This is a genomic window from Niallia sp. Sow4_A1, from assembly GCF_052116745.1.
GTDB lineage: Bacteria > Bacillota > Bacilli > Bacillales > Cytobacillaceae > Niallia > Niallia hominis.
On record NZ_JBQKKM010000031.1, the window covers coordinates 25,004 to 37,468 of the forward strand.

10 protein-coding genes are annotated in these 12,465 nt (G+C 34.5%); 2 read left to right on the plus strand and 8 right to left on the minus strand.

What is annotated here, in order from left to right:
• Positions 1–2: 2 nt before the first annotated feature.
• Entirely contained in the window at positions 3–938 is a 936-nt protein-coding gene (locus ACTQ5K_RS16470) for an ABC transporter permease (protein WP_031538214.1), read from the minus strand.
• A 248-nt stretch (positions 939–1,186) separates the two neighbouring features.
• The gene (locus ACTQ5K_RS16475) at positions 1,187–2,800 is read right to left on the minus strand and encodes a peptide ABC transporter substrate-binding protein (protein WP_031538213.1); all 1,614 of its coding nucleotides are present in this window, start codon (positions 2,798–2,800) and stop codon (positions 1,187–1,189) included.
• A gap of 884 nt (positions 2,801–3,684) precedes the next feature.
• Between ACTQ5K_RS16475 and trpS the strand changes: the two genes are divergently transcribed.
• The gene (gene trpS / locus ACTQ5K_RS16480; RefSeq protein ID WP_031538212.1) at positions 3,685–4,674 is read left to right on the plus strand and encodes a tryptophan--tRNA ligase; all 990 of its coding nucleotides are present in this window, start codon (positions 3,685–3,687) and stop codon (positions 4,672–4,674) included.
• A gap of 350 nt (positions 4,675–5,024) precedes the next feature.
• Here the strand turns inward: trpS and ACTQ5K_RS16485 are convergent, their stop codons facing one another.
• From ACTQ5K_RS16485 to ACTQ5K_RS16505, 5 genes are all read right to left on the minus strand, one after another.
• Complete coding sequence (locus ACTQ5K_RS16485; protein ID WP_031538211.1) at positions 5,025–5,771, minus strand: YjbA family protein; 747 nt, start codon at positions 5,769–5,771, stop codon at positions 5,025–5,027.
• Positions 5,772–6,175: 404 nt separating this feature from the next.
• On the minus strand, positions 6,176–6,931 hold the full coding sequence (locus ACTQ5K_RS16490; RefSeq protein WP_031538210.1) for a DUF2268 domain-containing protein: 756 nt from the start codon (positions 6,929–6,931) through the stop codon (positions 6,176–6,178).
• A 571-nt stretch (positions 6,932–7,502) separates the two neighbouring features.
• A complete protein-coding gene (locus tag ACTQ5K_RS16495; RefSeq protein ID WP_031538209.1) occupies positions 7,503–7,925 on the minus strand; it encodes a Fur family transcriptional regulator in 423 nt (140 codons plus the stop codon).
• Between the two features lie 319 nt (positions 7,926–8,244).
• Complete coding sequence (gene fabF, locus ACTQ5K_RS16500; protein ID WP_349204103.1) at positions 8,245–9,486, minus strand: beta-ketoacyl-ACP synthase II; 1,242 nt, start codon at positions 9,484–9,486, stop codon at positions 8,245–8,247.
• Between the two features lie 70 nt (positions 9,487–9,556).
• Positions 9,557–10,495 carry a beta-ketoacyl-ACP synthase III gene (locus ACTQ5K_RS16505; RefSeq protein WP_349204104.1) on the minus strand — a complete coding sequence of 313 codons (939 nt, stop codon included), beginning with the start codon at positions 10,493–10,495 and terminating at the stop codon, positions 9,557–9,559.
• A gap of 367 nt (positions 10,496–10,862) precedes the next feature.
• Here ACTQ5K_RS16505 and ACTQ5K_RS16510 point away from each other — a divergent pair, with 367 nt between their 5' ends.
• Positions 10,863–11,264: a hypothetical protein gene (locus ACTQ5K_RS16510; RefSeq protein ID WP_349204105.1), complete on the plus strand. Its 402-nt coding sequence runs from the start codon at positions 10,863–10,865 to the stop codon at positions 11,262–11,264.
• A 187-nt stretch (positions 11,265–11,451) separates the two neighbouring features.
• Here the strand turns inward: ACTQ5K_RS16510 and ACTQ5K_RS16515 are convergent, their stop codons facing one another.
• Entirely contained in the window at positions 11,452–12,462 is a 1,011-nt protein-coding gene (locus tag ACTQ5K_RS16515) for a BMP family ABC transporter substrate-binding protein (RefSeq protein ID WP_235251673.1), read from the minus strand.
• Positions 12,463–12,465: the final 3 nt, after the last annotated feature.

Sequence of the window (12,465 nt, forward strand, 5' to 3'; positions counted from 1 at the left end):
CTTTACTCTCCTTTCTTCCCGCCCGATAATTTAATTCGAGGATCTATTAATCCGTACAATATATCGACAAGAAGAACAGATACTAACAGGATAATACTATAGAAAACAGTAACTCCCATAATAGCTGTATAATCACGATTGTTTATACTTTTTACAAACTGTGATCCTAGTCCCGGGATACCAAAGATTTTTTCAATAACAAAACTTCCTGTAACGATCCCAGCTGATAATGGTCCCATGTAGGAAACAACTGGTAGAATCGCATTACGGATTGCATGCTTTACGGTAATATTAAAGCCGCTAATTCCTTTAGCTTTTGCTGTTTTAATATAATCATTGCTTAATACTTCTAGCATGGAAGATCTAGTTAAACGGGCAATAAATGCTGTTGGACCAGCTGCTAACGCTATTGCCGGCAGGACACTTTGCATAAATGTTCCCCATCTTGCTACAGGGAAAATACCTAGCTTCATCGCAAAAATATATTGTAAAAAAGCAGCCATTATAAAGGAAGGTACGGAGATTCCTAATACAGCAACGATCATTGCCAAATAATCTTGCCATTTATTATGTCTTAATGCAGCAATTACGCCTAATGTTACGCCAATTGCTAAAGCAATGAAAATGGCTTCGACTCCCAATACTAAGGAAACGGGGAAGCCCTCATTGATTAATTGATTAACAGTCTGACTCTTATATTTAAAAGATGGACCAAAATTCCATTGAACAACTCTTAGCAAATAATCTCCATATTGAGCATACCAAGGTTGATCAAGACCATAATGGGCATTTAAATTTGCTTCGATTGCAGGTGGCATTTTCTTTTCCGATGTAAATGGGTTACCCGGTGCCATCCTCATGAAGAAAAACGTTGCTGTAATGATTAACCATAAGGACAGCGCCATAAACAGCAAACGTTTTGTCAAGTACTTTATCATGGTTTTACCTCCATTTTTTTCTAAAACAACGCCAATTAGAAAGGAAGAGGATGTCTTAGGGAACGAGCTTCCTAGTGTATCACTCGTTAAATAAGACAGCCTCTTTTATCTCTTTGATCTTGTAGTTCATGAATGGTTTTCTTGTCCTAATTACACAAACAATTTAATAATATTTTTTAACAATTTCTATATGCAATTAGAATTTGAAATCCTTCTAACATGATTGCGGAACAAAGTAATTCCTTTTATTATTCAAAATGCGCCCATTTCAACTGAGCTTCCCCTAAACCTGAAATTACTACATCCTTCAGATTCTCTTTTTGTACCCAAGTGTTTGTATAAAAATATACAGGTGCAATTGGAAGTTCATTCATTAAAATAGCTTCTGCATCTTGTAATAATTGTTTACGCTTCGCTTCATCTGTTTCCTTTTGTGAAGCAATAAGAAGTTTTTTGTATTCTGGATTTTCCCAACCAGTATCATTGTTTCCGCCGTCTGCATCACGATACAATTCTAGGAAGTTAAATGCATCATTGTAGTCACCAGACCATGACATACGCCCAATCTGATAGTCACCAGAATCAATTTTTTCTAAGTAAACTTGCCATTCTTCGTTGTCTAATTCGACATTAATACCAAGGTTTTGTTTCCACATATCTTGAACGGCTTGCGCAATTTTAGCATGTGCTTCACTTGTATTATAAGATAATGTAATTTTTGGTAAGTCTTCTACACTATCATAGCCTTCCTCTTTCAAACCTTTTTCAAGAGCCGCTTTCGCTGCTTCGATATCATTATCTTTAAAGTAGCCTTTTTCGTTTTCAGAAAACATTGTTGGAGGAACAACTGCCATGGCTGGGATTTGTCCACCTTGTGTAATTTGCTCAACAATCGCTTGACGATCAATTGCATATGTTAATGCTTTACGAATATTTTCGTTATTAAATGGTTTTTCTTCCGTATTGAATTTATACCAATACGTTCCTGCTATTGCTTTAATATTTAGGTCCCCATTGTCTTTTAATGCCTTAATAGCATCTGTAGGTAATGAACCAAATGGTAAACCAGCCCAATCTAACTCATCGTTATCAAACATGCTTAATTCCGTTGTTGGATCTTCTACCATTGACATTTCCACTGTCTCTAATTTAACCGAGTCAGCATCCCAATAATCTTCATTTTTTTCTAAAAGAATAGACTCACTATGATTCCACTCTGTCATTTTGAAAGGACCGTTTGTAACATAATCATCGCCAGCATCTTTATACCAATCTGGATTTGCTTCTGCTACATTTTTATTCACTGGGAAATAAGTATAGAAAGCTAGTAATTGTAAGAAGTATGGTGTTGGATTTACTAAAGTTACTTCTAAAGTTTTTTCATCCACTGCTTTAATAGCAACATCATCAAGTTTACCTTCTCCATTATTAGCTGCTTCAGCACCTTTTATGGCATATAATTGATAGGCATATTGTGATTGGTTTTGAGGATCAATAGCCCATTTCCAAGCATATTCAAAATCTGCTGCTGTTACTGGATCACCGTTTGTCCATGTTGCATCTTCACGAATTTTGAATGTATAGTTTAATTGATCGTCTGAAACTTGAATATCTTCGGCCATTGCAGGCTGAGGCACTCCATCTTTATCAATACGAGTTAAACCTTCAAACGTTTGAATTAACACTCCACCAGACGTTGAATCTGTTGCTAGTGCTGGATGTAATGTTGGTGGCTCTGAAACGATGTTCAAGCGCAAGTTCTGTGATGATTTATCACTTCCACCATTGTCATTACCACATGCAGCAAGAAATGCACTTAGCACAAGCACTAAGCTCATTAGTACAAGCATTCTTTTTCTCATGTAATTACCCCCTAAATAATTTTCCTCAAATGGAACTTCGAAAATAGCTTTCCCATTCTAAACCTTAGAATACACAAGCAATCATTTCCTAAATAGTCTGTTAATTATAATAAACGACTATTGATGTATTAAAAACGATTAAATGCAAACCCCCATACATAGCGTTCAATATTATTATTTCGAAATAACTATTTCGCTAGTTCAACCTTTTATGTATTCTTATGTGTTTTAAAAAGTCTGAAAATACAACTACCTAATCCATTCGTAATCACAATTATATAATTGGAATATTTTTTACGCAAGAACTATGTAGAATTTTGTAGAATAAAAACAAATCAGAAATATACAAATCTACAGAATAATTATATTAATATAAATTTATCTAAATTTTTTTAATTCATAGAATTCATTTAACCGTTCTCATCTTCCTCATTTACCTTTAGACGAATCATTTATCTTTCTTTTCATCTGGCTCACTCTTTCTGTTTCTTCCACATATAGACTAAGCTGTTTTAAATCTGCATCTACCATCTACTACACTAAATCCAATTTACATGCCGTATACCTTCAACACTCCTTTAGAAACAACATTACTAATAGAAATCCACCATTTTTTCTATGAAAAACGACAAACTTTGAGAAAACAGCCTTTGAATATCAACTAATCATGCTAAAATGGTTATAATAATGAATATAATGTAGTTTCTGGGTTCTCTCTTTTTTGCTCTTTTTAACGAAAAAGTTGCTTTCTGATGCGAAGTGTACTTCACTAACGAGCGCTATACCAACGAATAGAAACCTAGTAAATAATATGAACAGTTTGTTTAGAGGATGCTGTCAACTAAACATTCGTGTCTAGAATACATAATGGAGGAAGTATTATAATGAAAACTATCTTTTCTGGGATTCAACCAAGCGGCACTATAACTTTAGGAAATTATATTGGTGCTTTAAGTCAATTTGTCGAGCTACAAGATGAATATAATTGTTTCTTCTGTATCGTCGATCAACATGCGATTACAGTACCTCAAGATCGAATGGTATTAAGAAAAAATATCCGCAGTTTAGCTGCACTTTACTTAGCAGTAGGTATTGATCCTAATAAAGCAACTCTATTCATTCAATCAGAAGTACCTGCCCATGCCCAAGGAGCATGGTTAATGCAATGTATCTCTTATATTGGAGAATTAGAGCGAATGACACAATTTAAGGACAAATCGACTGGTAAAGATGCTGTTTCTGCTGCATTATTAACATACCCACCATTAATGGCGGCAGATATTCTTCTATATAGTACAGATATCGTTCCAGTTGGAGAAGACCAAAAGCAACATCTTGAATTAACGCGTGATCTCGCAGAGAGATTTAATAAAAAATACAATGATATTTTGACAATACCTGAAGTTAGAATTCCAAAAGTAGGGGCAAGAATTATGTCTCTTCAGGATCCTACGAAAAAAATGAGTAAATCGGATACTAACAACAAAGCTACTATTACGTTATTAGACGAGCCAGCACAGATTATTAAAAAAATCAAAAGTGCCGTTACAGATTCAGAAGGTGTTGTTAAATTCGATCGAGAAAATAAGCCGGGAGTTTCTAACTTGCTTTCCATTTATTCTATCCTCTCTGGAGAAAGCGTGGAGAGTCTGGAAGCCAAATATGAAGGAAAAGGATACGGAGATTTCAAGTCAGATTTAGCAAATGTTGTGGTTGATGCATTAAAACCAATCCAAGAGAAATACAATGAGCTTATGAACTCTACTGAATTAGATGATATATTAGATGATGGAGCAGCAAAAGCTAATAAAGTAGCTGGTAAAATGATTAAGAAAATGGAAAATGCGATGGGATTAGGACGTAAGCGTCGTTAATTTAAATCTCTTATGGAAACGATGGAAAAGAGGATGTTCCTTTATTCCTACTGATTGATTATTTCTTGGAAAAACAAAATTTTCGAGTAATAAATCTTTAAAATCGAAGAGGAATGAAGCGGAAGACACTCGAGGCGCCGGGGAGGAATCTTAAGACTAGCCCATGGAAAGCGACGTGTATTCAGACTGCGAGCTTCTTCCCAAAATAAAAAAAACGAACAATTATGCATATCGTGATTGTTCGTTTTTTTTTATTAGTTGAAATACTTATGTCCGAGCCTTTATACTTATGCAAACTGGAGATTTTCATAAATCCCTATTTTATATAGTAATTTCTCCACTGAAAACGCTTAGTTTACCTTCGGACCATGCTCCATTTCCCATAGCTTTTCAAAAAACGGCTGACCTTTTATAATATTCTCACAAAAATGCTCATGCTTTTTAGACCAACCATACTTTGTACATTCATATAGTTCCTTCCATGCATTCTCAAAATCTAAGTGCTGAATCTCAAAATAACGTTCTGGACTCCATTCTGTGTACCAATAACGAACCTCTGCAACATTTTCAGAAGAATACAGTTGATCTAACGCCATAAACAATAATTGCTTTAATTGTCTTTCTTTTCTTGTTAATCCATTCATCACATGAGGTTCAGGTGATAAAATATGGAATTCTTTCTTTTCTTCATTGTTTTGAAAGTTATAATGAATCGTTTCTTGATTTTCAAGCAATTCATAGGCCAATTGTTCTTGTCTAGGTATCATTCGACTTTTCCTAATCGGAACAGAATATCCAATTGTATCTACTACTAAAAGTCCAATTCCATCAGAAACTACAAAACAATAATCTAATTGAATTCGTTCATGATTTTTTCGTAGATATGCTTTTTGATAAATTTCTTCTAATAATTGTCGTGGTAGTTCCGCCAAATCGTTTTCTATGTAATTGAATAAACAAGAGTCTACTTTTACTAGCGGAACTTGATCTAATAATTCAACACCATCATCTTTTCTCCATTCATGAAAGTGACAAACATTATATCCGTTTTCTTCTCCTTCAAACCAATTTACCCAAACATCATGAAGATACTGCATATTTTATCCCTCACTTCAACAACTGTTTGTCCATAAGTATTGGCAGAGCGTAGTAAATTTATTCCTATTTTCAAAGGATTATTTTATAATCCTCTATCTGATATGAAAAATATCTATCTTTCATGTATTCAGTTTGCTACGTATTTCTCTTTTTCTATAATTACTAAGAAGAAAGATAAGCAGAAGATATTTTCTTATTGAACCTATTATCATAATATGTACAAACTTTCCTTTCATGTCTTTTTTATTTCGTTTTCAGCCCCTTTTGCTAATTATTTATCCAGTTAAATTATTCTAATAGAAAGGAAATAAGTCTAAGACATAAGTACTTAAACCTAAGAAAAAGCCAACCAATCATACGGAATTTTGATTGGTTGGCTTTTAGTTTTTCAATAGACATTTATTTATAAAAAGGCTTCACTTTTTATCGTAAACTGCATCTTTGCTGTTTGTTTTTTCTTTTGAAAATAGGAATTGACAAGATAAAATCCTGTATTGTACCCAATCATGCGTGGATAGCGTCCATGTCCATACAAGAGTTGATCATGTTTCGTCTCTGTTTTTTTTACATCTAAATGTTCCTTTAGCTCCTTCTCCCAAAATTGCTTAACCTCTTCTTCCTCATACAGGTGGCACCAGCTTGCATTATATGCCTTCCCACAGTTTTCTTTAACAGCAAACTCTGCTAATCCTTCCATGATGATAGAATCTAATAAGGTATAATCCTCTATTGGTTTTTTCAGACAATGCATGCGACATACATGATGATATTCGTGAATAAAAAGAGCCTCTAATTCTTTATCGTCCGTTACTTCCCCAACAAATAAAAATAGCTGATTAGGAAATGATACACCTGATTTGTTTTCATCCCCTCTCCATGTCATCTGAAAAGGAAAAAGATAAATAGGTACATCGGGTCCATCCCATTTTTTCTTATACTTTTTATAAAACCTCTCTACTTTATTCCAGGTTTCTAATTCTTTCATCTTCTCAAAAGTTTGTTTGGAACGCCTTGATGGTTTATACATTCCAAATCCATTTAAATAACGATAAATATTATGAGAGTCGTCTCCATCAAAGGAAGCTTTCATGTTTTCACATATAGAAGTCGGCTCATAAAAATGTTCCTCGAGCCATTTCTTTGTATTGATTATCCCCACCAATATTTCCCCTCTATTTCATTTTATTCTGTTCATTTAATCAGTATATGAATGGTGAATTGATGGCGTTCCAATGCAACTAATCTCTATTATTGAAAATAGGGGCGTGGACAAAATTAAATAACTAATCTTTAAAGACGAACACTCTCTAATTTAGCTCTTAAATAAAGCTACTTTCTCATGATGGTTATCTATGTTTTTTAAATATAGTCAAGTATAAAAACTAAGTCGTTCCATTGCGCTACAGACGCTCGCTTTCCGCGGGGAGGAAGCTCCTCGCTGCGCTGCGGGGTCTCAGCCTTTCCTCCACTTCCCGCAGGAGTCGAACGTCCTCCGCTCCATTACACTTCGTTTTTTAAACCTTTTTCTAAAAAAATAAAAGCGAACATTTACGCGAATTAATCACATTATAGTTCGTGTTTATTGTTAGTTGAGATGCTTATGTCCCATCCTCTATATAAATTATCTATGTGTTTCTTTCATGATTCTACTTCCGCATCCACAAATAATGGAGTGTTTTAATTTTTTGATTGGCTGTTTACACTCTAAACAAATGAACTCGCTTTTTCGCTTAGCCTTTTGAACATTGTTCACAGGTTCCGTAAAATTGGAGACTATGGGAGCTGATATTGAATTTAGATATGGATTTCGCAAATGATTCTACCTCCCTTAATGTAGGATACCAAATATCCACTATTTCACCGCAATCGCTACAGACAATATGATAATGTTCTTCTTTTTTCCATTCATATTTACTTAATCCTTCGCCAAATTGTATCGCTTTCAATAGCTCTAATTCTATAAATAAATGGATGTTATTATAAACAGTAGTAATACTTACCGAAGGCATATTCTCATTTAGGACATGATAAATTTCATCTACTGTCCAATGCTTATTGTCTTTAGATAGAATATTAATTAATTCAAGTCTCTGTGGTGTAAGACGAATATTTTTTTCTTTCAACAGGTTTTTAGCCTTTTCTATACTAAGCATAGAATTCTTCCTTTCTACGTAATATCTTCTTAAATAGTAAGTTCACCCTCGAAGAAAGCGTTTTCTTTTAAACATTAAAAATTTCCGAATTTATACCTTAAATAATAGAATTATAGTTTTAATTATATACACTTTATAATAATAGTCAATATTAATTTAAAATAATTATAAATAAAGATTGGATTGGTTTCATTTTTGCAATAAAAAAACTGCTAAGATTCAAGTTGTTAATGAATCCTAGCAGTTTTAATACATGACTATTTTATTAGTAGGAGCTTTTCAACAATCCTTGAATTAATTACATAAATAAGCGAAGTATTTATTGATATTTTTTAAATACAATAGTAGCGTTATGGCCGCCGAAGCCTAGGGAATTACTCATTGCTACATTTACTTCTTGCTTTCTATGGGCATTAATTACATAATCTAAATCACAATCTGGATCTGCTGTTTCAAAATTAATTGTTGGTGGAAGAATGCTGTCTCTAATTGCCAAGACGCTAAAAATAGCTTCGACTCCACCTGCTGCTCCAAGCAAATGACCAGTCATGGATTTTGTTGAGCTCATTGGGACTTTATAAGCATACTCTCCAAAGACTTCTTTAACAGCCATCGTTTCAAATTTATCATTATATGCTGTGCTTGTTCCATGTGCGTTAATATAAGAAACATCTTCTGGTGCAAGTCCGGCATCATTAATTGCCATTTTCATGGCTCTTGCTCCACCTTCTCCTCCGGGTGCAGGGGAAGTAATATGATAAGCATCTCCTGTGGAACCATATCCTACTATTTCTGCATAAATGTTAGCACCTCTTGCTAAAGCATGCTCCAATTCTTCTAGCACCACAATTCCTGCACCTTCACCAATTACAAATCCATCACGATTCGCATCGAATGGTCTACTTGCTGTTTTAGGATCTGGATTAAAGGATAAAGCGGTATTTGCGCAGAAACCAGCCACGGACATCTTTGTAATCGGCGCCTCTGCTCCACCAGTAATCATCGCATCAGCATCTCCACGCTGAATAACTTTAAATGCGTCTCCAATAGAGTTTGTTCCCGTTGCACATGCAGTAACAGTACAAGAATTCACTCCTCTTGCACCTAATGTTATCGAAACTTGTCCAGATGCCATATCTGGAATTAACATCGGTACAAAGAAAGGGCTTACTCGTTTATAGCCTCTTTTTTGGAACATTTCATATTGATTTTCGAACGTTTCCATTCCGCCAATCCCGGAACCAATCCACACGCCAATACGAGGAGCATTATCATCTGTTATTTGTAAATTAGCATCTTTTACAGCCATTAAGGATGCTGCAACCGCATATTGTGTAAAACGATCCATTTTTCTAGCATCTTTTTTTTCCATAAAATCTTCCGGATTGAAATCCTTCACTTCTGCTGCTACCTTTGCGGGATATTCATCAGCATTAATTCTTGTGAGTGGTCCAATTCCCGAAACTCCAGCTATAATATTATCCCATGTAGTTACTGCATCATTACCAAGTGGCGTTACAGCTCCAATACCAGTAACAACTACTCTTCTATTCGTACTCATGTCCTATTCTCCTTTTTGCTATATTTATCAACATAAATCTGCTAGTTTTCTTTTTACAAATCAAGGAATCTTATCTTCCCCAACGCATAGCAATTGCACCCCAAGTCAAGCCTCCACCGAAACCGACCATTACAAGGACATCATCCTCTTTAATTTTACCTGTTTCTAATTCTTCCACTAAGGAAATGGGAATAGATGCCGCACTTGTATTTCCATATTTATGAACTGTTTTGGATAACTTCTCTTCTGGTAAATCCAATCTTTGTCTTGACGCTTCCATGATGCGAATGTTCGCTTGATGTGGAATAAGGAAATCTACATCTTCCTTGGACAATCCTGCTTTTACCAACACATTTTCACTGCTTTCGCCCATTTGACGAACCGCAAATTTAAAGACTTCTCTACCATTCATGTAAATATAGTCTTCATCATCTAAATAAAGATGTTTCCCACCAGAACCATCTGCTCCTAATTCGAATGAAAGAATCCCTCTTCCATCTGAAACTTTACCTAGTACAGCAGCTCCAGCTCCATCCCCAAAGAGTACAGCTGTATTACGATCTTCCCAATTTGTAATTTTAGAAAGCTTCTCTACGCCAACAACCAGTACATATTTATAAACCCCTGTATCAATAAATTGCTTTGCTGTCACCATACCATACATAAATCCTGCACATGCCGCACTTAAATCCATTGCTGCAGCCTTTTTTGCACCTAGTTTTTCTTGAATCATACATGCAACAGATGGAAATGACTGATCAGGTGTAACCGTTGCGACCATTATCATATCAATATCTTCTGGATGAATGCCAGCATCAGCAATTGCTTTCTTTGCTGCTGCTAATGCAATATCCGATGTATCTGTATTGTCGTCCGCTATTCTTCGTTCTTCTATGCCAGTTCGCGTTCTTATCCATTCATCATTTGTATCAACCATTTTCTCTAAATCAAAGTTTGTTAAAATTTTTTCTGGAAGTTCACGGCCAATACCAATTATTCCTGTACCCAAAGCTTTCAGCTCCTTTATATTCACCGGTTACCCGGTATCTCTCTCTTATTTGTTTTAATGCAGTTATTCCTTATCCTCATTTAAAAAATTGTCATGTATATTCATCCCTCAGTGATCTATAAACAAAATAAGGATGTTTTTTTTAGTTTACCCTAATTTGTTCAATATGGTCTAAATAGAAAGGAGAAAATTACAGTATTACATTAATATATTATTATCAATTATTATGACTTGGTACTAATTTTATCAAATTCCTTCTCTCTTTTGCAACATATTTTGTTTTCTATTACATTGGTCTAAGCATTTACCGATGTTTTTCATAACATATTAAGAGCATAATTTAGAATGTATTAGAGGAGGAAGAAATGTGGACGATTATAAAGAGGAACTATCTGATGAGAAAGATCAAAAGGATGTTATAGCAGATGAAAAAACAGAAATGGATCACTTTTCTCTATTTATGTTTGGTACAAACAGTCGTTCCATAAGAAAAAAGGAGTCACCAGAACATTCTCAACGAACGGATGTGGAGCCTTCCATTTCAAGAGGAGTTAAAGGAGATGATTGGATTCTTGGTAGAAGTAATAGGCAATCCAATCAGGTAGAAGAAAAGGAGGAAAATGCAAATTTTGATGCTGTTGCAAACTTTATAAATCAAATAGACCTTGAACTCCTTATGAAGAATGTCGATATGTTTATGACATCAGCGAATGATTTAAAGCCTCTATTCAAAAAAATAACCCCTTTCGTAAAAAAATGGATGGATTAACTTAGTATGAATTGATTACTTGTTAGTCCATTCCCATTTTTGATTCTATTTTATCTTCTTGCAATACATTAAAAATTATTTACGTCGTGTCAGGTCATCATATACTTATTCTTTTTCTCACTAAAGGACAAGGCTTTCCTAAAATAAAAAGAAATACCATCATGACATTATTGGAAGCCTTTTCCTTTTATTCCTCATTTGGCAGCTTTCCAGTCTTCTTATACCGATTTAAATCCTTCTGTATGGATTCAACAATATCTTGATCAATACTTGGACTGAATTTCCCTAAATATATGGTACCCTCTCTAATTCCACAGATTTGAGTACCGGAGTGAAGTTCCCCTTCATCAAATTCAGTGGCAATTTGTTCATAAAGTTTAGGAATATCTTGAACCGTGCTTGTTAGCACTGTGTACTTTCCTAAATTCGCTTGATCAGAAATATAACCAACTACGTGTAGACCTTTTTCTTTAATGCTTTCTACTATTTCTACATTAAAGCCATCTCCTACTGGATAAACAATATCCACATTCTTACTGATTTGATCATTTAATATGTTCATTGCCTTTTCTCGATTATCCCAATCATTCACAAATTCTTTTATGACTTTTGCATTTTTGTTGACATATTTGACTCCATCTTTAAATCCATTAACTTCTTCTTGCCATTCATAGGCACCAATTACACCAATAGTATTTGTTTTTGTCATCTGTCCAGCTACCATTCCACCAAAGAAGCCCATTGGATAATTTTCAAACTTAATATTGGTTGTATTATCTTTTGTCGCAGGCTCTCTCCCATTTATACTGACAAAATGAATGGAAGGATACTTAGAGGAAAGGATATTAAAATATTGGACAAAATCACCACCATGTCCAAAAATCAAATTGACACCTTTCGCTTTAAATTCCTTTACTGCCCTTTCTGTTATGGTATAAGAATCAATTGACTCTTTATAAAAAACATCCACACCAAGTTTAGTATGAATATTTAACAGTCCCTTATATCCTTTTGTACCCCAAACTTGATCACTTACTGTACCACTGACTAGAAGCCCTACTTTTTCAACCTTTCCTTTTTTAGCAATCGATCCATTAAAAAAAAGGAAAAGCAAAAGAACACACATAATTAGAGGAAGGATAATGATAATCTTTCCTCTAATTATTTTATTTCGAATGTTCATTAATGCTTTTTTCATTAT

Excerpts from the sequence above, each read along its gene's own strand:
- ACTQ5K_RS16470 (WP_031538214.1), bottom strand. The coding sequence starts at position 938 with ATGATAAAGTACTTGACAAAACGTTTGCTGTTTATGGCGCTGTCCTTA.
- ACTQ5K_RS16475 (WP_031538213.1), bottom strand. The coding sequence starts at position 2,800 with ATGAGAAAAAGAATGCTTGTACTAATGAGCTTAGTGCTTGTGCTAAGT.
- trpS (WP_031538212.1), top strand. The coding sequence starts at position 3,685 with ATGAAAACTATCTTTTCTGGGATTCAACCAAGCGGCACTATAACTTTA.
- ACTQ5K_RS16485 (WP_031538211.1), bottom strand. The coding sequence starts at position 5,771 with ATGCAGTATCTTCATGATGTTTGGGTAAATTGGTTTGAAGGAGAAGAA.
- ACTQ5K_RS16495 (WP_031538209.1), bottom strand. The coding sequence starts at position 7,925 with ATGCTTAGTATAGAAAAGGCTAAAAACCTGTTGAAAGAAAAAAATATT.
- fabF (WP_349204103.1), bottom strand. The coding sequence starts at position 9,486 with ATGAGTACGAATAGAAGAGTAGTTGTTACTGGTATTGGAGCTGTAACG.
- ACTQ5K_RS16515 (WP_235251673.1), bottom strand. The coding sequence starts at position 12,462 with ATGAAAAAAGCATTAATGAACATTCGAAATAAAATAATTAGAGGAAAG.